Annotated in this window: 21 protein-coding genes; 8 read left to right on the forward strand and 13 right to left on the reverse strand. The window is 64.6% G+C overall.

The window, feature by feature from the left end; all coding sequences use genetic code 11:
* From GJ695_RS03895 to GJ695_RS03905, 3 genes are read left to right on the forward strand one after another with little or no spacing between them, the layout of a single operon-like run.
* Nucleotides 1-531, forward strand: coding sequence for a molybdopterin-dependent oxidoreductase (locus GJ695_RS03895; RefSeq protein ID WP_154362299.1), 531 nt, complete (start codon nucleotides 1-3; stop codon nucleotides 529-531).
* A 3-nt stretch (nucleotides 532-534) separates the two neighbouring features.
* Nucleotides 535-1,311, forward strand: a complete 777-nt coding sequence (locus GJ695_RS03900; RefSeq protein WP_154362300.1) for a glutamine amidotransferase — start codon at nucleotides 535-537, stop codon at nucleotides 1,309-1,311.
* 36 nt (nucleotides 1,312-1,347) lie between these two features.
* On the forward strand, nucleotides 1,348-1,689 hold the full coding sequence (locus GJ695_RS03905; protein ID WP_154362301.1) for a winged helix-turn-helix domain-containing protein: 342 nt from the start codon (nucleotides 1,348-1,350) through the stop codon (nucleotides 1,687-1,689).
* Here GJ695_RS03905 and GJ695_RS03910 read toward each other — a convergent pair.
* From GJ695_RS03910 to GJ695_RS03920, 3 genes are all read right to left on the reverse strand, one after another.
* On the reverse strand, nucleotides 1,679-2,086 hold the full coding sequence (locus tag GJ695_RS03910) for a BPSL0067 family protein (RefSeq protein ID WP_154362302.1): 408 nt from the start codon (nucleotides 2,084-2,086) through the stop codon (nucleotides 1,679-1,681). The genes GJ695_RS03905 and GJ695_RS03910 overlap by 11 nt on opposite strands.
* 12 nt (nucleotides 2,087-2,098) lie before the next feature.
* Nucleotides 2,099-2,431: a hypothetical protein gene (locus GJ695_RS03915; protein ID WP_154362303.1), complete on the reverse strand. Its 333-nt coding sequence runs from the start codon at nucleotides 2,429-2,431 to the stop codon at nucleotides 2,099-2,101.
* 95 nt (nucleotides 2,432-2,526) lie between these two features.
* Nucleotides 2,527-3,417, reverse strand: a complete 891-nt coding sequence (locus GJ695_RS03920) for a LysR family transcriptional regulator (RefSeq protein ID WP_154362304.1) — start codon at nucleotides 3,415-3,417, stop codon at nucleotides 2,527-2,529.
* A 98-nt stretch (nucleotides 3,418-3,515) separates the two neighbouring features.
* Here GJ695_RS03920 and GJ695_RS03925 point away from each other — a divergent pair, with 98 nt between their 5' ends.
* Both GJ695_RS03925 and GJ695_RS03930 read left to right on the forward strand, forming a co-directional pair.
* Complete coding sequence (locus GJ695_RS03925; protein ID WP_154362305.1) at nucleotides 3,516-4,331, forward strand: pirin family protein; 816 nt, start codon at nucleotides 3,516-3,518, stop codon at nucleotides 4,329-4,331.
* Nucleotides 4,332-4,352: 21 nt separating this feature from the next.
* Complete coding sequence (locus GJ695_RS03930) at nucleotides 4,353-4,721, forward strand: DoxX family protein (protein ID WP_154362306.1); 369 nt, start codon at nucleotides 4,353-4,355, stop codon at nucleotides 4,719-4,721.
* An 11-nt stretch (nucleotides 4,722-4,732) separates the two neighbouring features.
* Here the strand turns inward: GJ695_RS03930 and GJ695_RS03935 are convergent, their stop codons facing one another.
* The 3 genes from GJ695_RS03935 to GJ695_RS03945 all read right to left on the reverse strand — a co-directional run bounded on the left by GJ695_RS03935 (nucleotide 4,733) and on the right by GJ695_RS03945 (nucleotide 8,602).
* Nucleotides 4,733-5,521: an isocitrate lyase/PEP mutase family protein gene (locus GJ695_RS03935; protein ID WP_154362307.1), complete on the reverse strand. Its 789-nt coding sequence runs from the start codon at nucleotides 5,519-5,521 to the stop codon at nucleotides 4,733-4,735.
* Nucleotides 5,522-5,531: 10 nt separating this feature from the next.
* On the reverse strand, nucleotides 5,532-7,901 hold the full coding sequence (locus tag GJ695_RS03940; protein ID WP_154362308.1) for a DNA polymerase II: 2,370 nt from the start codon (nucleotides 7,899-7,901) through the stop codon (nucleotides 5,532-5,534).
* A 119-nt stretch (nucleotides 7,902-8,020) separates the two neighbouring features.
* On the reverse strand, nucleotides 8,021-8,602 hold the full coding sequence (locus GJ695_RS03945; RefSeq protein WP_154362309.1) for a hypothetical protein: 582 nt from the start codon (nucleotides 8,600-8,602) through the stop codon (nucleotides 8,021-8,023).
* A 195-nt stretch (nucleotides 8,603-8,797) separates the two neighbouring features.
* Between GJ695_RS03945 and GJ695_RS03950 the strand changes: the two genes are divergently transcribed.
* Both GJ695_RS03950 and GJ695_RS03955 read left to right on the forward strand, forming a co-directional pair.
* A complete protein-coding gene (locus GJ695_RS03950) occupies nucleotides 8,798-9,484 on the forward strand; it encodes a response regulator transcription factor (RefSeq protein ID WP_154362310.1) in 687 nt (228 codons plus the stop codon).
* Nucleotides 9,485-9,504: 20 nt separating this feature from the next.
* Complete coding sequence (locus tag GJ695_RS03955) at nucleotides 9,505-11,418, forward strand: sensor histidine kinase (RefSeq protein WP_229260375.1); 1,914 nt, start codon at nucleotides 9,505-9,507, stop codon at nucleotides 11,416-11,418.
* A 42-nt stretch (nucleotides 11,419-11,460) separates the two neighbouring features.
* Here GJ695_RS03955 and GJ695_RS03960 read toward each other — a convergent pair whose 3' ends face one another.
* The 4 genes from GJ695_RS03960 to GJ695_RS03975 form a co-directional block, all read right to left on the reverse strand.
* Nucleotides 11,461-11,628: a Flp family type IVb pilin gene (locus GJ695_RS03960; protein WP_154356438.1), complete on the reverse strand. Its 168-nt coding sequence runs from the start codon at nucleotides 11,626-11,628 to the stop codon at nucleotides 11,461-11,463.
* 423 nt (nucleotides 11,629-12,051) lie between these two features.
* Complete coding sequence (locus GJ695_RS03965; protein WP_154362312.1) at nucleotides 12,052-14,553, reverse strand: TonB-dependent receptor; 2,502 nt, start codon at nucleotides 14,551-14,553, stop codon at nucleotides 12,052-12,054.
* A gap of 152 nt (nucleotides 14,554-14,705) precedes the next feature.
* Entirely contained in the window at nucleotides 14,706-15,920 is a 1,215-nt protein-coding gene (locus GJ695_RS03970; protein ID WP_154362313.1) for an acyl-CoA dehydrogenase family protein, read from the reverse strand.
* 9 nt (nucleotides 15,921-15,929) lie between these two features.
* Nucleotides 15,930-16,634 (reverse strand): histidine phosphatase family protein, encoded by a 705-nt coding sequence (locus GJ695_RS03975; RefSeq protein ID WP_154362314.1) that lies wholly within the window; start codon nucleotides 16,632-16,634, stop codon nucleotides 15,930-15,932.
* 82 nt (nucleotides 16,635-16,716) lie between these two features.
* Between GJ695_RS03975 and GJ695_RS03980 the strand changes: the two genes are divergently transcribed.
* Entirely contained in the window at nucleotides 16,717-17,628 is a 912-nt protein-coding gene (locus tag GJ695_RS03980) for a LysR family transcriptional regulator (RefSeq protein WP_154362315.1), read from the forward strand.
* On the opposite strand, the gene GJ695_RS29960 is transcribed toward GJ695_RS03980, so the two are convergent.
* From GJ695_RS29960 to GJ695_RS03995, 3 genes are all read right to left on the reverse strand, one after another.
* A complete protein-coding gene (locus tag GJ695_RS29960) occupies nucleotides 17,629-17,841 on the reverse strand; it encodes a PIN domain-containing protein (RefSeq protein ID WP_229260389.1) in 213 nt (70 codons plus the stop codon).
* 187 nt (nucleotides 17,842-18,028) lie between these two features.
* Nucleotides 18,029-18,289: an AbrB/MazE/SpoVT family DNA-binding domain-containing protein gene (locus tag GJ695_RS03990; RefSeq protein WP_154362316.1), complete on the reverse strand. Its 261-nt coding sequence runs from the start codon at nucleotides 18,287-18,289 to the stop codon at nucleotides 18,029-18,031.
* Nucleotides 18,290-18,408: 119 nt separating this feature from the next.
* Entirely contained in the window at nucleotides 18,409-19,548 is a 1,140-nt protein-coding gene (locus GJ695_RS03995; RefSeq protein ID WP_154362317.1) for an MFS transporter, read from the reverse strand.
* Between the last annotated feature and the right edge of the window lie 49 nt (nucleotides 19,549-19,597).

Below are 19,597 nucleotides of genomic sequence, written 5' to 3' on the forward strand. Positions count from 1 at the left end.
ATGATTTCTACGTTGCTGCGCTCCGCGCTGATTGCCACGCTGGCCTGGGGCTTGTCCGCCGCGGCGCATGAGACGGCGCCGCCGGCCGCGCCGGCTGCGCAATTGACCGTCAGCGGCGCGGTGCAGCAGCCCTTATCGTTCAGCGCCGACGAGTTGCGGCGTTTCCCGGCGGAGCAGATCGTCACCCTGCAATTGCCGGGGCGCGATGCCGGGGCGCCGCCCAGCGTGCTGAAAGGCGTGCGCCTGCGCGCGCTGCTGGAGCGGGCGCAGATCAAGACGGCCGACCACAACACGGTGAAGAAACTGGCGGTGATCGCCAGCGCCAGCGACGGCTACAAGGTGATTTTCTCGTGGAGCGAGCTGTTCAACGCTGAACTGGGCGACTCGGTGCTGGTGCTGTTCGAGCGCGATGGCAAGCCGCTGGCGCCGGCCGAGGGGCCACTGGCGCTGATTTCCGGCAAGGACTTGCGCACCGGGCCGCGCCACGTCAAGTGGCTGCAATCGGTCGATGTGCGACAGATTGTGGACTAGGCGATGAAACAGGCACTGGTGCTGCGCCACCTGGCGTTTGAAGATCTCGGCCTGCTGCGGCCGCTGCTGGAACAGGCCGGCTATCGCATCCGCTACATCGAGGCGGGTGTCGATGCGCTGGGCGATTATCCGCCGCTGGAGGCGGATCTGCTGGTGGTGCTGGGCGGGCCGGTGTCGGTGTATGACAGCGCCGACTATCCGTGGCTGGCGGAGGAAATCAACTGGCTGCGGCCGCGTCTGCAGGCGGACCGCCCTACCCTGGGCATCTGCCTCGGCGCGCAACTGATGGCGGCGGCGTTGAACGCCAAGGTGTATCCGGGCGGCGTCAAGGAAATCGGCTGGGCGCCGCTGGCGCTCGGGCGCGAGGGCGATGATTTTCCGGGATTGCTCGATTATCTGGCCGAGGCTGGCGCGGTGCTGCACTGGCATGGCGATACGTTCGACTTGCCGTCCGGCGCGCGCCACCTGGCGTCCAGCGCGGTGTACCAGAACCAGGCCTTTGCCTGGGGCGCGCACTGCCTGGCGTTGCAGTTCCATCCGGAGTTTGAAGCGCAGCGGCTGGAGCAGTGGCTGATCGGCCATTGCCTGGAAATCGCCGCCGCGCCGGGCGTTACGCTGGCCGGCCTGCGCACCGCCACGGCGCTGCATGCGCCGCAGGCCCAGGCGGCCGGCGCGCGCTTCTTCGACAGCTGGCTGGCGACGCTGTCGTCATGCCGATGCAAGCGCAGCAGCGCGCCACCGCCGGTGCAGACCGCGCCTCACTGTCTGCGTCACTTTTAAGGCATACTGGCGCCTTTCCGTTGTGCTTCCGACTGCATGGAACTCAATCTCAAACTTCGCCTGTTGCACGATGATGATGTCGCCTTTGGTCCCGGCAAGGCCGACCTGCTGGAGGCGATTGCCGCTGCCGGCTCGATCAGCGCGGCGGCGCGCAACATGGGCATGTCGTACCGGCGCGCGTGGCTGCTGGTCGATGTGATGAACCGCTGCTTCCGCGAACCGCTGGTGCACAGCGCCGCGGGCGGCTCGCATGGCGGCGGCGCCCAGCTGACCGATACCGGCGCCGCCGTGCTGGCGCAATTCCGCCTGATGGAAGCGGCCGCGTTGCAGGCTGCGCAGCCGCATATGGCGGCGTTCGCGGCCATGCTCAACGAATGAGGTAGTAGGCTTCGGCGTTGTCGCAGTCGGCCAGCCGCAAGCCCTTCGCCTGCTGCGGCGTATAGCGGCGCACGATGCGCGGCAGGATGCGCTGTTGCGGCGCCTGTTCCAGGATCACGATATAGCTGGGCCGGCCTTCGGCGTCCGGCGGGCCGGCGGCCAGGAACAGCGCTGCGCACTGCCCCTGCATGGAGGTATAGCCGGCGCTGGGCGCGGCGAAGGTGGCGATCGCCGTACCCGGCCAGACGCGCAAGGCATCCAGCACACGCGGACCGGGCCGCCAGACAGCGGTCGCCGGCGCGCCGGCATAGTGACAGACCAGCGCGACACTGCCACCGTCCCCAACCGGATCAGCATTCTCCAGCGCCGCCAGGCTGCCCTTGTAGCGGTATTCCATCGCTGACGCGCTTCAGAGATAGCGTGCGAAGGCGAATCCGGCACTGAGCAGCAGGCCGCCAAACGCCGCCATGCGCCAGGTCTGCTGATAGATGGCGTTGGCCAATTCTTCCTTGGTGGTAAAGACTTTGTACAACATTTCCGTGTGGCGCTGGAACGCCTCGTCCATCGCCAGTCTCATGGCCAGCTCGAACTGTGCTGGCATTCCGTCGATGCGCGTTGTCAACGCATCGATCTTGCCGTTCAGCACGGCAAGATCTTCCTTCGTCGCGTAGTTGGATTCGATGATCTTCACCGTCAGCGTGAGGTCTTCGAGTGCCGTGTTGTCGCTGTTCGTCGCCATCATGTGATCCTCCGGCTGATCCAATCGGATGTCAAGCAAGCTGGAAGCGTAGCGGCTTGGGCGGCAGGACGGTAGAGCTATATCAAACGTGGGCGGCTTTAGTCTTGTTTCAGGTGGTTGACGAACCAGCGGCCCGCCGGGCCGGGCGGATGGTCTTTCATGTGGATTGCGTGCATCGAGAAGCCGGGGCCGAGGCGCGCGTGCAGCTCCACGTCGATGCGCACCAGCTTGCCGCTGCCCAGGTCGTCCTCCACCATGTGCAGCGGCATGTAGCCCCAGCCAAGGCCGGCCTTGAGGAAGGCGTGCTTGGCGCCGAGGTCGGCCAGGCGCCAGGTCTGCGTCGACATCACGCCGAAGTTGCGGCCCGCCGTCAGCGTCGAACGGTCGCTCAGCACCAGTTGCACGTGCTGGCCCGCCTGCTGGTGCGGAATCGGTCCGGTCAGCGCGGCCAGCGGATGGCATGGCGCCACCACCGCGACAGCCGCCACGCTGAGCAGGAATTCTGAGGCGCAGCCGGCCGGAATCTCCGGCAGCGAGCCGATGATGGCCACCCGGCAGTTGCCATCCAACAGCGGCTGCACCACGGCGCCCAGCGCTTCCACGTACAGCCGGATCGGCGTGGCCGGAAACTGCTGCTGGAACGCCTGCACCGCCGCCGTCAACTTGGCGATCGGGAACATCACGTCCACCGCCACCGCCAGTTCCGGTTCCAGCCCTTCAGCCAGCGTGCGCGCCTTGGCCTTGAAGGCGTTCATGCCGTCGACCGCGGCGCGCGCCTGTTCCAGCAGCGCCGCGCCGGCCTCGGTCAGGCGCGGATAGCGGCCGGTGCGCTCGAACAGCGCAAAGCCGACCTGCTGCTCCAGATTGGCCAGCGTGGTGCTGACCACCGACTGCGCGCGCCGCAACTTGCGGCCGGCGGCGGAAAAGCTGCCTTCATCGGCGGCGGCAATGAAGGTGCGCAACTGGTCCAGCGACATGGCATCCAGCATCCATCTACTCCTTGAATGGTAACCATCCAATTATATAGGCTATTCAGATGGATTGCCCGGCCATAAGATGGCGCATCAACGCAATCAAGGAGCAAGTCATGAATCAACGCAAAGTCGCTTTCCGCACCGCCGGCCATACGCGCGGCGCCATCACCCGCCTGGTCAGCCCCGGCGATGCGGGCGAACTGATCAAGCCTTTCGTCTTCCTCGACCGTTTCCACCTGCTCGCCGGTGGCGGCGGCAAGATGGGCATGCACCCGCATTCCGGCATCGCCACCGTGACGGTGCTGCTGGACGGCGCCATCGCCTACAGCGAAACCACCGGCAGCGAAGGCGTGCTGCGCACCGGCGGCGTCGAGTGGATGAGCGCCGGCAACGGCGTCTGGCATGACGGCGGACCGGTCGACGGCGAAAGCGCGCTCGGTTTCCAGCTGTGGCTGGCATTGCCGCCCGAAGATGAAAACGGTCCCTGCGAAAGCCGCTACCTGTCTTCGGATCAGGTGCCGAATGTCGGCCCAGCACGCATAATCCTTGGCCGCTATGGCGATGTCGCCAGCCCGGTGCAACCGCGCGCGTCGATCAGCTATCTGCACGTGAAGCTGGCCGATGGCGAACACTGGACCTACACGCCGCCCGCCGGCCACGACGTGGCCTGGGTCGCGCCGGCCCATGGCGCGCTGCGCAGCGGCCGCACCACCATCGGCCGTGAAGTGGCGGTGTTCGAGGAAGGCAATGCGGCGATCGAGTTCGTGGCGGAAGGCGACACCGAGTTCGTGCTCGGCTCGGCCGTCAAGCATCCACACGAGCTGGTCACCGGCTACTACTCCGTGCACACCAGCGCAGCGGCGCTGACACAGGGCGAAAACGAAATCCAGCGTATCGGCAAACAGCTGCGCGCGGCAAATTTAATCTAAAACTTAACAGGGAAAACCATCATGAACAGCAACCTCATTTCCACCATCGGCCGCGTGCTGATGGCCACCATCTTCGTCTTCAGCGGCATCGGCAAGATCATGGCGCCGGCCGCCACCATCGGCTACATCGCCTCGTCCGGCCTGCCGTTGGCGCCGCTGGGCTTTGCCATCGCGCTGGCGGTGGAACTGGGCGGCGGCCTGGCGCTGGCGTTCGGCTTCAAGACCCGCATCGTGGCCGCCGTCCTGGCCGCGTTCTCGATCGTGACCGCGCTGGCCTTCCACAACAACATCGCCGACCAGAATCAGCTGATCAACCTGCTGAAGAACTTCGCCATGGCCGGCGGCCTGCTGCAACTGGTGGCGTTCAGCACCGCGAAAGCCAAGGCGTAAACCACGGCGCCTTACGGGAACAGCGCCTGCAGGTCGCCGTAGGGCATGGCCCTGGCGATCAGCGGGCCGGCGTTGCCGGTGTCGAGGAAGCTTTTGGCCATGCCGGCGGCGACCGACCACAAGGCCTGCGGAATGCCGCTGCCGGCGCTCAGGCGCGCCACGCCCAGCTGGTGCAACTGGTCGGCCGGCGGCAGGTCGGGCCAGTCCATCACGTTCACCGGCAGACCGGCGCCGGCCACCACGGCCTTGATCTCGTCGACCTTGCACAGGCCGGGCACGAACAGACCATCGGCGCCGGCCGCCTTGTAGATGACGGCGCGCTTCAGTACCTCGGCCACGTGCTCGCCTTCCGGCGCCAGGCCGCGCAGGTAGACGTCGGTGCGGGTGTTGATGAAGATGTCGCGGCCCGACTGCGCGGCCAGTTGCTTGATGGCGCCGATCTTGGCGGCCAGCAGCGACGGCGCGTCGTTGCCGTCTTCCAGGTTGATGCCGGCCACGCCGACCTGGATCAGGCGCAGCACGTTGCGCGCAACCTGGTCGGGATCGGCCGAGTAACCGTTTTCAAAATCCACCGACAGCGGCACCTTCAGCACGCGGGCGATGTTGGCGGCCACCGCCACCGCGCTGTCGACCGGCAGGTGGTCGTTGTCGGCATAGCCCTGGGCCCAGGCCACGCCGGCGCTGGTGGTGGCGATGGCGGTGGCGCCCAGGCTTTCGAACAGGCGCGCGCTGCCGGCGTCCCAGGCGTTGGGCAGGTGCAGCAACTGGCTGCCATCGTGCAGCTTCTTGAACTCGTGCATAAAGTCTCCGTTAGAAAAGGCTGGCTTGCGCCGTCGTCAGGCTGGTGAAACTGTCGTGCATCGGCAGCAGGATCGAATCGGCGATCGGCTGCAGCTGCTTGGTCAGGTAGTGCTCGTAATCGATATTCGAGCGCAGCGCTTCGAGCGGCTCCGGGCCGCCGGTGGTCATCACGTAGCTGATCCAGCCTCCGTTCTGGTAGCGCAGCGGACGGCGTTGCGCCTGATTGTACTCATCCGCGATGCGCGCGGCGCGCACTTGCGGCGGCACGTTGACCTTGTATTCGTCCAGCGGCTGGCGCAGGCGCTTGCGGTAGACCAGCAGGTCGTCGTAGTCGCCGGACAGGGTTTTCTCGGCGTACTCGCGCACGAAGTCCTGGTAGGGCTGGTCCTTGAAGATGCGCAGGAACAGGCCTTGCTGGAACTGCTGCGCCAGCGGCGTCCAGTCGCTGCGCGCCACTTCCAGGCCGCGATAGATGACTTCGTCCTCGCCCTTGCTGTTGAAGGTCAGGCCGGCGTAGCGCTTCTTGCTGCCCATGTCGGTGCCGCGGATGGTCGGCATGAAGAACTTGCGGTAGTGCGTGTCGAATTCGATTTCGAGGTGGCAGTCGAGGCCGTGCCTGGTCTTCAGCATGGTGCGCCACCACTGGTTGATCTGGTCGGCCAGGCCCTGGCCGATGGCCAGCGCTTCGGCGTTCGGGTATTCCTTTTTCAGCCAGATGAAGATGGAGTCGGTGTCGCCGTAGATGACGTCGTAGCCCTCTGCCTCCACCAGCGAACGCGTCTGCTTCATCATCTGGTGGCCGCGCAGCGTGACCGACGACACCAGGCGCGGATTGAAGAAGCGGCATTCGGTCGCGCCCAGCACGCCGCAGAAGGAATTCATCAGCAGCTTGAGCGCCTGCGACAGCGGCTCGTTCCTGGCGCGCTTGGCGGCGTCGCGCTGCTTCCAGATGTCGGTGGTGATGGCCGGCAGGCAGTGCTTGTCGCGCGAGAACACGGTGCCGTTGACGCCCTCCACCACCGTGGCCGGATCGGTGGCCGCCTCGCCTTCGACCAGCCCGACCGGATCGACCAGGAAGGTGCGGATGATCGACGGGTACAGGCTCTTGTAGTCGAGCACCACCACCGAATCGTACAGGCCCGGCTTGGAATCCATGACGAAGCCGCCCGGCGAGGCGCCGCCGCTGACGTCGCCCACGTTCGGCGCCACATAGCCTTCGCGGTGCATGCGCGGCAGGTAGTGATGCGAGAAGGCGGCGATGGAACCGCCCAGGTGGTCGGCCTGCAGGCCGGTCACGGTGGCGCGTTCGATCATGAAGGCCAGCAGATTGGCCTTGTCGAAGATGCGCGTGACCAGTTCGCAGTCCTTCAGGTTGTAGGTGGCCAGCGCCGGCTTGTCGTGGTGGAAGCGGCGTTCGATTTCGGCCATCTTGTCGTAGTCGGTGCCGATTTCCTTGCCTTCGCCAAGCATGGACTGGGCCACGTTTTCCAGGCTGAACGAGGGGAACATCCAGGAGGCGGCTTTCAGCGCGTCGATGCCGTCGAGGATGATGCGGCCCGGCAGCGGCGCGAACAGATAGCCCTGCTTGCCCGGATGCTCGCGCCATTCGATGCCCTTGCCTTCGCGGCCCAGCGCCAGCGGCACCTTGTGCTTGTCGGCGTTCTTTTGCAGCACGTGCAGGTCGAACTGCACCACGTTCCAGCCGATCAGCACGTCGGGATCGTGTCGCGCCATCCAGGCGTTCAGGCGCTCGATCAGCTGGCGCGGCGTGGCGCAGTATTCGAGGTCGAAGTCGACGGCGGGCGCCTCGGCCGGCGTCTCGCCCAGCATATAGACCTGGCGCTGGCCGCAGCCTTCCAGCGCGATCGAGTACAGGTCGCCGAAGGCGCTGGTTTCGATGTCGAGCGACACCATCTTCAGTGTCGGCCGGTAATCCGGCGCGGGCTTGAGCTTGCAGTTGTGGAGGACGTGGCCGGTGGCGTGACCGCCCTCGGTGTGCACGGTGGCGGTGATGAAGCGCTCCATCAGATAGCGTTCGGGCGGGCGGATGTCGGCCTCGAACAGTTTGATGCCGTGGTCGCGCAGCGCGCGTTCCAGCGCCGTCAGCTGCTTGTAGCGCGAGGCGTAGATGCCGATCACCGGCTGCTGCTGGAAAGTCTTCAGTTGCAGGTCGCGCAATTCGATGCCGGCGTCGGGCGCGATCTGCGCCGCGATCGCCTCGCGCAGCGACGCCTCGGCGAAAGCCACCGAGGTCTGGGCGGTGAGGCGGACTTTCCTGGGGCCGGCGTCGGTCGCCAGCCAGAAATCGATCTCCGTGCCGCTGGGCGTGTCGCGCCAGTGGCGGGTCAGGATGAAGCCGGTTTGTGCGGAGTGCGTCATGCCGGAATTATACTGTATGCGCATACAGATCCGGGGTCAGGTCCCCCATTTCTACACGAGCTGTGCCGTAGCAGCGCTACGGCACAGCTCGTGTAGAAATGGGGGACCTGACCCCGGAGTTAGCCGGCGATATAGGAGACGCGCAGGGCCGCCGGGCCGCGGGGGGCCGGGCGGTGTTCGGGCTGGCCCGGCGCGCCGGGGCGTTCGACGTCGAAGGCGACGCCGTCGAGGCTGATTTCGACGGTGGCGCCCTGCTCGTCGCGGCCGGAGAACAGCAGCAAGGCGCCGGGACCGCGCACGGCGCCGCGCAGGGTGCTCAGGCCCGACCAGCGATAACTCATCAGCTCGCCGGCCAGGCGGCTGGCCGCCTGCACCAGCGGCAGCCGCTGTTCCTGCGACGGGTCGCCGCTGCTGATCCAGTGCAGGTGCACTTCGCACAGGCGCACGGTGTCGGCGTCGAACAGGTAGCGCAGCCGCGCCGGGCCGGGCGGACCGGGCCGCAGCGACGGCACCGTCAGCTCCAGCCACTGCTCGCCGCTGAGGCGGTCGATATTGTGTTGCAGCGAGGCTTGCGCCTTCGGATGCTCGGCGGCGATGGCGGCCATCACGTCGGCCAGCTCCATGCCCCAGCGCGCGCGGCCGTAGCCGGTGCAGCGGTAGCGGTGCTCGCGCACCTGCCACGAGCGCGGCTGGCCGGTCAAGGAGAGTTCCAGTAGCGGGCGGCGTAGAGGACGGACGCCGGACGGCGGCAAATTGTCTTGAACATGCATGAATGTGCGGTGCTGATAAAACCAGCTTCATTGTAGGTTGCCACCTGCGGCCTGTATGTAGCACGAAAGTGCTACAAGGGCTGCGCCAGCCCTTTCGACCGGCCTCTTCCAGCGTAAAATGACCGCATGAACCAAGCTGACCCACACGATACCCGCCTGATCCACGTCGCCATCGTCGAGGACGATCCCGATTTCAGCAACGCGCTCAGCGTGGTGGTGCAGGAGTGCGCCGACATGCAACTGGTTGGCCGCGCCGCCACCCAGGCCGAGGGCCTGGCCCTGCTGTCCGGGCCGCCGGCCGACGTGCTGCTGGTCGATCTCGGCCTGCCGGACGGCTCGGGCATCGCCGTGATCCGCGCGGCGGCCTTGCAATGGCCCAGCTGCAGCATCATGGTCAGCACCAATTTCGGCGACGAGACCCATGTCATGCGCTCGATCGAGGCCGGCGCCGCCGGCTACCTGCTGAAGGACAGCTCGCCGTCCAAGATGTGCGACGAAATCCGCAGCCTGGCCAACGGCGGCAGTCCAATCAGCCCGATCATCGCGCGCCAGGTGCTGGCGCGCTTCCGCAACACGCCCACCGCCCCGGCCAGCCCCAGCCAAGCCGCCGACGAGACGTCGCTGCTGTCGCAGCGCGAGAAGGAAGTGCTGGACTACATCACCAAGGGCTTCACCGTGCACGAGATCGCCGGGCTGATGCAGCTGTCGCACTTCACCGTGCGCACCTTTGTGCGGCGCATCTACAGCAAGCTCAAGGTCTCTTCCAAGGCCGAGGCCATCTACGAGGCGCGCACCCAGGGATTGCTATCCTGATGGTGCGGGCATCGCGCCTGATGGCGCCGCTCCTGCTGCTGTTCTCGGTGGCGGTATTGATCGCGGCCGCCTCGCTCTACCTCGACAACGACGGCCACCACGGCCCGGCCGCCACCCTGCGCCTGACCCAGGCCAGCTGGCAGGAAACCGTCGCGCCCGGCTACTCGGCGCCGCCCGCCACGATCGACAGCGCCACCCTGCCGCCGTCCTGGCAACTGGTGGCGCTGCCGTTCAGCCCGTCGATCGCGCTGCTGCGCCAGGCCGAGTCCGGCGCCAGCGGCACGCCGCCGCACGCGGTGCACGTCAGCTGGCTGAAGGTGGCGGTGGACGGCCTGCCGGTGACGTCGCGGCTGGCCCTGTACGGCGTGCGCGTCAAGACCGACGGCACCATCGCCGTCTACATCAACGGCAAGCTGGCGCACCAGGCGCAGCAGAACGGGCCGTCGTGGAACAGCACCCGCACGCCGCTGTGGTTCACGCTGGACAACGGGCCCGGCAGCCCGCCGGTGCGCGAGATCCTGCTGCGGCTGGAACACAGCCCGGCCTCGCAGACGGCGCTGTCGTCGCTGCGGCTGGGACCGGCCGATGTGCTGCGGCCGTCGTATCAGGTGCGGCTGTGGCTGCAACAGCAGTTGCCGGCCATGCTCAGCGCGGCCTTCATGGCGGTGGGTGTGTTCGCCGTGTTCGTCTGGCTGCGCCGGCCGCGTGAAATCGCCTATCTGCTGTTCTTCAACCTGGCGGCCACGGCGTTCCTGCGCGGCCTGCACTTCTATGTCGACCTGCCGGTCGCCAACGACTGGTTTGCCTGGCTGACGGTCAATTCGCTGTTCTGGCTGGTGCTGGCGGTGCATTTCTTCCTGTGCCAGTTGCATCAGCGTCCGCTGGCGTGGCTGACGCGCGGCCTGGTCGCCGTCACGCTGCTGATCGGCGTGCTGACATGGCCGCTGCTGGCGGTGCTGCCGAACATGCCGACCGTGACGCCGATCATCTACCTGGTGGCGCCGGTGATGAGCCTGGTCGCCTGCGTGGTCGGCGGCTACTGCGCCTGGCGCCATTCGCTGGAGGGCAGGATGGTGGTGTACGGCCTGCTGGCCTGTACCTTGATGGGTATGTCGGACTGGCTGTTGCAGAATAACGTCATCAGCGCGGAAGGCTGGTATCTGGGCGCCTATGCGCCGGCCGTGTGCTTCATCACCTTCGGCGCGCTGATGTACCGCCGCTATGTCGATGCGATTGCCGAAGTGGAGCTGGTCAACGCCAGCCTGGCCGAGCGGCTGAAAAAACGCGAGGCGGAGCTGGAGGCCAGCCACCAGCGCCTGCGCGAAATCGAACTGCGCCAGACCATCAGCGACGAGCGCCAGCGGCTGATGCAGGACATGCACGACGGCCTCGGTTCTTCGCTGATCAGCGCGATCCGCTCGGTGGAGCGCGGCAATATCAGCGACGAGCGCGTGTCGCAGATCCTGAAAGATTGTCTGGATGACCTCAAGCTGACCATCGATTCGATGGAGCCGGTTGAAGCTGACCTGCTGCTGTTGCTGGCCACGCTGCGCTTCCGCCTGGAGCCGCGCCTGGAGGGCACCGGCGTCAAGCTGCTGTGGGAAGTGCGCGAGCTGCCGGCCCTGCCGTGGCTGAACCCGTCCAGCGCGCTGCACATTCTGCGCATCGTGCAGGAAAGCATTGCCAACATCCTGCGCCACACGCGGGCCACCGAGATCCGCGTCGGCACCACCTCCGGCGCCGATGGCGTGCAGGTGCACATCGCCGACAACGGCGGCGGCTTCGATGTCGCCCAGACCCTGTATCAGGCTGGCGGACGCGGGCTGCAGAACCAGCGGCGGCGGGCGGCGTCGGTGGAAGGGACGGTCAACTGGCAGTCCAATCCGGCCGGCACGCTGTTCACGCTGTGGCTGCCGCTGGAGCGCAAGGCATAAAAAAACCGGACGCGAGGTCCGGTTTTTTTCGGCTGAATCAGATTACGACGATTTGATCAGGCCGGAGATGTAGGTCAGCGAAGCGGTGATTTTCGGGCCCAGGATGGTCAGGCCGGCGGTGATCGCGGCGGCGATGGCGGCAGCCATCAGAGCGTATTCGATAGCGGTGATGCCGTCTTCGTTGCGGATGAAGTTGGTGATTGCGTTCATGATTGAATCCTCGTTAAAGTTGATTGGAAAGTAAAAACTACGTCAACTAAAACGGGGTTCAGGTTTTAGGTACTGCGTTGTTGCTTGTTGCATGTGTTCTGCTGATGTAAGTCATTCTACGCACCTCGCCGCCGCCGCACAGCAGACAAACGTCACTTTCTGCCGTGACATTTGTCACGCATAGACACAGGTAGCCGCTCCAGCTCCCCGTGGCCCCGGCCGCGCGACGCCAGGCCCGGCGCAGGTACCGCTTCCGCCTTGAAGACGTCGCGTTTGACCAGGCAAAAAAAAAGCCCGCTACGAGAGCGGGCTAAATCTATTTCCTTGGAGGAGAATAGAGGAGACAGGTGCAATCATGCCGGTCGGCGGCCTGTTTATCCAATTTATCTTTCTGATGCCAGAGATTCACCAGACGCATAATGCTTAGAATTTCACATCCAGCTTCACGCTGAAGTAGCGGAACACATCACGCGGCGGCACCCAGCTGCTGGCCGAAACCTGCGGCGACGTCGCGGTCGGACCGGCGCGGAACGACGACGGACCACTGGCGTTCGCATTCGGAATATAGAAGCGATCGAACAGATTGTTGACGCGGAAGCTCACCTTGTACTTGTCCTGCGGATCGCGCACGCCGAAGCCCAGGTCGGTAATGCTGTACGGATCGTTGACCGAGTTCGGATCGTTGTTGATGTTGGTGTTGTATTTGCTCTGATAACGCACGTTCACGTTCACAAAGCCCTTGAGCGGCATCTTTGGAATACCGAACTCGTAGTTGGCGCCGATGTTCAGCCTGATCTTCGACGTACCCGGGAAGACGGTGTTGTTCAGATTCTGCACACCGGTGGTCGACCCCGGCGAAATCGGGAAGCAGGCGGTGTTCTGGCCGGCGATCGAACCGTTGGCCGCCAGCTTGGTGCCGCCCACCGCCACGTTGGTCGAATCGGCGAAGCACGGACCGTTGGCCCACTTCTCGATGGTCGGCAGCGTGAAGGCCAGCGCCCCATTGATCGTCAGATCCTTGGCCGCCAGCGCGTTCACATCCAGTTCAAAGCCGTGGGTGGCGATGTTCGGAATCGAATTGAGCTGGCTGTAGATGGTCGGATCGTTCGGCAGCACGTAGGTCACGTTCTGCTGGTAATTGAAGAAGTCCGACTTGAAGTACGTGGCCGCGATCGACAGGCGGCTGTTGAACAGGTTGGCCTTGGTGCCCAGCTCGAAGCTCTGGCTGGTTTCCGGACGTACCGGGAACGCCGCCGACGCCTTCAGGCCCGAGGTCACGTCATACGCCTCGCCCTTGTAGCCGGTCGACACCTGCGAATACACCATCCACTCCGGCGTGATCTGCTTCTGCAGGCTGATCTTGCCGGTGGTGGCGTGGTCGGTGTTGCCGGTGCTCTGGAACTGGTCGACGCCCACCGGGCCCGGCGTGAACGACGCCTCATCCAGCTGGTTGGTGAAGTAGTTGCGCTTGTAGTGGTAGCCCGAAATCTCTTCGTTGACGCGCAGGCCGCCGGTCAGCGTCCAGGTCGGCATGAATTCCCACGACGCCTGGCCGAACACCGCCTTGTTGGTGTTGTAGATGTCGGTGTAGTAGTTGGTCGGGCTCGACGGCGAATTGGCGTTGCACACCGTCGGCGCCACGCAGTAGCCGCGGATGAAGTGGCGGTAGATCTCGTTGTGCGCCAGCCACAGGCCTGCCACGTACTTGAAGTTGCCGGTGTCCGGCGACACATAGCGGAACTCCTGTGTCTTCGAGCGGATGTCGTAGGTGCCGAACTGGTTGTTGCCCACGGTCGGGATGGTCGAGCCGGCGACGGCGATGGTCGGCACGTCGGTGAAGTCCTGGTCGCGGAAATCGTTGGCCAGGTATTTGCTCCACGAGGTGATCGACATCAGCTGCGCATCATTCGGCAGCGTCCACGACACCTTCAGGCCGACGCCACGGTCGCTGGAAATCAGCCCGGTCGGGAAATCGCGGCGCACATTGCGGTTGTTCGGGTCGTTGACGTTGATGCCGGCCAGCACCGAGGTGGCCGGCAGCAGCGGATTGCCGTTCAGGTACACGCCGTTCAGGCCGATCGGCGTCGACACCACATTGCCGGCCGCAGCCGAACCGGTGCGCAGGTTGAAGCCGTTGACGGCGGTGACGCCGCGCGAGTTGTCCTGGAAGTTATAGCGTGGCGTCAGGTCCACCTGCACCGTGTCGATCGGATTCCATTGCAGCTTGGCCATGAAGGTCTTGCCGCCCGAACCGTTGACGTCCTTGCCGTCGGTCAGGTTGTGGAAGGTGCCCGGCAGGCGGCTCTTGCCGGCGTAGATGCGCAGGCCGAAGTGTTCGTCCAGCTGGCCGCCGGCCGAGGCGTTGACGCGCCATTCGTGGTCGTTGGTCAGGTAGGTGCTGGCGCGGTACACCATCGGGCCGGAGATCGGCTTGGTGACGATGTTGACGGCGCCGGCCACGGCGGATTTACCGAACAGCGTGCTCTGCGGGCCTTTCAGCACCTCGATGCGCGACACGTCGGCCAGATCCTTGAAGGCCTGGAACTGGGTGGCGATCGGGATGTCATCGATGATCACCGCCACGTCCGACTCGACGCCGATGCCGACCGAAACGGTGCCGATGCCGCGCATGAAGATGGCGTTGTTGGCGGCGGTGGTGCCCGAGTTCAGCGTCAGCGATGGCATCATCGCCACCACGTCCTCGATTTCGCGGATATTGGTGCGCTGGATTTCCTGTTCGCTCATCACCGAAATCGCCATTGGAACGCTTTCCAATTTTTCGACGCGTTTATTTGCGGTCACCACTACAGTCTCCAGCGTGCCAGGTTTGCTGCTCGATTCTTCTTGTTGCGCGTGGGCGTTCATGGACAGCAAGGCCAGCGCCAGGGCCGACGCCATTGGCGTCAGAAGGATAGGTTTTTTCATCGTCGTCTCCAGCTTTTTGTTTTAGTTAATCGTTTAACTTGCGTGGTGTCAAAGATTAAAGCAGGCTTCTCAAGATGTCAACGACAAGTCGACACCTATGAGCCTGCTACGCAACAGTTCAACGGAAAACGATTACCTTGCTTTGGAGATAACTATTTATAGCGCCCCAGTTCCATCTTGCCGATCTGCGAACGGTGTACCTCGTCCGGCCCGTCGGCCAGCCGCAGCGAGCGGGCGCTGGCGTAGGCATGGGCCAGGAAGGGATCGGCCATGCCGCCGCCGCCCTGGATCTGGATCGCCCAGTCGATCACCTGGCAGGCCATGTTCGGCGCCGCCACCTTGATCATGGCGATTTCCTTGGCCGCCACCTTGTTGCCCACCGTGTCCATCATGTGCGCGGCGTTGAGCACCAGCAGGCGCGCCTGGTCGATCAGAATGCGCGACTCGGCGATGCGTTCCAGCGTCACGCCCTGCTCCGCCACCGGCTTGCCAAATGCCACGCGCGACAGGCTGCGCTTGCACATCTGCGCCAACGCCCGTTCGGCCAGGCCGATCAGGCGCATGCAGTGGTGGATGCGGCCCGGTCCCAGCCGGCCCTGGGCGATTTCGAAACCGCGTCCCTCGCCCAGCAGCAAGTTGGTGGCCGGCACACGCACATTGTCGAACACGATTTCGGCGTGACCGTGCGGCGCGTCGTCAAAGCCGAACACCGGCAGGTGGCGCAGGATGTTGACGCCCGGCGTATCGCGCGGCACCAGTATCATGGACTGCTGCTTGTGGCGGCTGGCGTTGTCCGGATCGCTCTTGCCCATGAAGATGAACACCGCGCAGCGCGGATCGTTGGCGCCGGACGACCACCACTTGCGGCCGTTGATCACATACTCGTCGCCGTCGCGCACGATGGAGCTTTCGATATTGGTCGCGTCCGACGACGCCACCGCCGGCTCGGTCATGCCGAAGCACGAGCGGATACGGCCGTCGAGCAGCGGCTCCAGCCACTGCTTCTGCTGCTCCGGCGTGCCGTAGCGCGCCAGCACTTCCATGTTGCCGGTGTCCGGCGCCGAGCAGTTGAACACTTCCGGTGCCCAGTGCACGCGCCCCATGATTTCGCACAGCGGCGCGTATTCCAGGTTGGTCAGGCCGGCGCCCTGGTCCGAGTCCGGCAGGAACAGATTCCACAGCCCGGCGGCGCGCGCTTTCAGCTTCAGCTGCTCCATGAGCTGCGTCGGTACCCAGGCGTTGCCGGCGGCGCGGTTGGCGTCGATCTCGGCGTGGAAGGCCGCTTCGTTCGGGTAGATATGCTCGTCCATGAAGGCCGTCAGTTTGGCCTGGAGTTGCTTTACTTTCGGGCTGTAATCGAAATCCATGTTTGTCTCCTAGCGGTAGGTGATCGCGCCTGGCTGGCCGAGCCATTCCAGATGCGCGTAGTTATTCAGGTAGCTCAAGGTGAACTGGCCGGGCCGCTGCAGCAGCTTGGTGACGGCGCCATTCGCCAGCGTCCAGTTCAGCTCCATCACCTGGAAATCCTGCAAGCCCAGCAGGTGCTGCATCAGCGCCGAGATCACGCCGCCGGAAGTGAACACGATGGTGGTCTGCTTGCTGCTGTCGGTATCCAGCCGTTCCAGCGCGCGCACGCAGCGGCGGCGGAAGTCCGGCCAGGTTTCTCCGTAGTCGCCGTCATGCCAGCCACTCATCCAGCGCTGCATGGCGGCGCGGAACAGATGCTCCAGCGCGCGCGGCGGATCGACGTGGCTGGCCAGCAGCGCCTTGAAGGCGACGGCGTCGGCCACCTCCGGGCAATGGCGCAGCAACACCTCGTGATGATTGAACTCGGCGAAATCCTCGTCGGTGATCCACTCGGCATCGAGCAGCTGCTTTTTCGGCAGCTCCGCCAGGCAGGTGTCGGCCGTCTGCCGGTGGCGCGCCATGCCGCCGGTGATCACCTTGTTGAAGGACTGATGCGTGTTGGCGTACCACTGCCCCAGCAGGCGCGCCTGCTCGTAGCCCAGCTCCGACAGCTGATCGTAATTGGCCTTGCCGAACGATGCCTGCCCGTGCCGCACCAGAAAAATTTGTCCCATATCGCCTCCTCCGAGACCTGTAGCTTACCGGGCGGCCTATAATTCATCAAATGAATAGAATTAATTGAATCGGATTAATCTCATGCATATATCAAAAGTCGATCTGAACCTGTTCATCGTGCTGGAAGCGATCTATACGGAAGGCAGCATCACGCGCGCCAGCCTGAAGATGAACCTGACGCAGCCGGCCATCAGCCATGCGCTGAACCGCCTGCGCCAGCTGTTCGACGACCCGCTGTTCGAACGCCAGGGCCACGTGATGACGCCGACGCCGCTGGCCCGCTCCATCATCGACCCGGTACGGCGCGCGCTGCGCGGCTTTGAAGTGACGCTGACCGGCGCCGCGCGTTTCGACGCCGCCAGCAGCGAACGCAGTTTCTCGCTGGCCGTGCGCGACGTACTGGAAGCGAGCGTGCTGCCGCCGCTGATGGCCGGCATCGCGCGGGAAGCGCCATCGGCCACGCTGAACACCTTGCAGGTGAGCCGGCGCGAACTGGAAAGCGAACTGGCGGCCGGCACCCTGGACGCCGCCATCGACGTGCTGCTGCCGCTGCCAAACGACATCCGCCGCGCGCAACTGGCCGGCGACAAGACTGTGGTGCTGGTGCGGCGCGGCCATCCGCTGGTGAAGAAAAAGGCGCTAAGCCTGGAGACCTACCTGGCGCTGGAACACATCCAGACCAGCTCACGCCGGCGCGGCCCCGGCCTGGAAGATGTGGAACTGAGCCGGCAAGGCCTGCAACGCCGCATCCGCCTGCGCTGCCAGCACTACTTTGCCGCCTGCCGCGTGGTCAGCCAGACCGACCTGGCGCTGACCATGCCGGACCGCCTGGCGCGCATCGTCAACCAGCAGTTCAACAACCAGATCCTGCCGCTGCCGCTGGCCATGCCGTCGCTCGACGTCTACCTCTACTGGCACGCCAACGTCGACAACGATCCCGCCAACACCTGGCTGCGCGCGCAGATCACCGCAGCGATGCAGGCGGCAGGCTGATTACAGGCTCCAATCTTCCAGGCTCAGGCCTGCAGGATGAAAACCGAACGCGCCATCGCAAGTAACCAGCGTGGCGCCAATGGATTTTGCATGTGCAGCGATCAATAAATCCATGGCCGCCAGCGGGGCACCCGCCGCCTCGCGCATGACACGCAAAGCTGCATAAGCATAGGCAGAGTTGCGTTCCCAAGGAAGAACAGCAACTTGTAACAGAAACTTCTCTACTTGACTATTAACCTGACAGGATGACCTCGCTTGGCGACGCCGTACCGAAGCTCCGCCTCAGTCAGCACGGAGACGGCAAGACTACTGGCTGGCGCGCCAAGCACGCGCTGCATAATCCGTGGTCGATTACCGCGAATGATATGGCTTGCCGTACTGGTATCGAGCAGATACGTGATCATATATCGTCATCTGCAAAGGGATCGCGAGCCTGCATACCTTGTGCGCGATCATCAGCCGACATGAAATCGGCCGGGACATACGCCCGCGCATCTTCCTGAAAAAACTCTTCCCACGACATGAGGCGGTTCGACAATATCAAATCCCCGCTACGTTGGTCATGTCGAACGTAAAATTCGCGTTGCTCCAAGCGCATGCCCTCAGGCAGTCTGATCACCTGTGATGAGCCATCAAAGTACAGTTGGGCCTTCATCATCATGCCTCCAGCGAAAATATGAACGTCTAATATACGCCGTATTGTCGGTGGACGAATCATCGTCAATGCATTTGCTGATCCGGACCAAATCGGCGGGAAATGCCAGAAGTTGCGCGCGCAGATTACTGCGGCGATGCAGGCGGCCGGATAAGTGCGGCGGCCAGCGCAGCCAGCAGCGCGATGGCGGCCGACACGTAACCGATCGTACCGGCGCCCCAGGCCGAGATGCTGACGCCGCCGATCACCGCGCCCAGCGCGATGCCACCATTGGCCGCCGAGACGTTGATGGTGCCGGCCAGCGCCTGCGCCTGCGACGCCGCTTTCATCACGCGGATCTGGCACACCGGATACAGCGCGGTATTCGCCACGCCCCACACCGCCAGCGCGATCACGAACGGCAGCGATGCGCCGGCAAACGCCATGGTCGCCGCCATGCCCAGCGCCAGCATCACACAGAACGCCGCCGTGGTGGCCAGCGGTTTGCGGTCGACCCAGCGCCCGCCAAGCCAGTTGCCGACCAGGCCCACCGCGCCAAAGCCCATCAGCCACCAGCCCACCAGCGCCGGGGCGATGTGCGCCGACTTCTCCAGCATCTCCGCCAGATAGGTGTAGCCGGTGAACATGGCGGTAAACACCAGCACCGACAAAGCCACGTTCGCCAGGAAGAACCGGCTCTTCAGGATTTGCGCCTGCGCCCTCATCGGCACCGGATGGCTGGCGCGCACGGTCGGCATGCGCGCCCAGATCAGCACCGCGATCAGCAGCGACAGCGCCGCCAGCAGCGCAAAGGCGCCGCGCCAGCCGACAGCATCCGACGCCAGCGTACCAAGCGGAATACCGAACAGCATCGCGCCCGAAATCCCAAGATACACGCGCGATACCGCGCGGCCGCCCTGCCCCGGTCCGGCAATCTGCGCGGCCGTTTCGCTGGCCGTGCCCCAGAACACCGGCAGCGCCAGCGCCGGCAGCAGGCGCGCCACCGCCAGTACCCAGATAGTCGACGCCACCGCCGCCAGCGCATTCGCCGCCGCGAAGAGCAGCAGGATCGCGATGAACAAGCGCTTGCGCTCCACATTGGCCAGCCACGCCGTCAGGAATGGTCCACACACCATCACCACCACCGCGAACAGCGTGACCAACTGGCCCGCCGTGGCCACCGCAATGCCCAGGTCACGCGCCAATGCCGGAAGCAGGCCGACAATCAAAAACTCGGTCGTCACGATCACAAATGCCGCGACGGCCAACAAAATAGAAGTAAACATGCAGCTTGACCTGGTAAAAAACAGCCCGCATGATAGTCAGGACTTAAAT

This window comes from Duganella alba, assembly GCF_009674495.1.
Lineage (GTDB): Bacteria > Pseudomonadota > Gammaproteobacteria > Burkholderiales > Burkholderiaceae_D > Rugamonas > Rugamonas alba.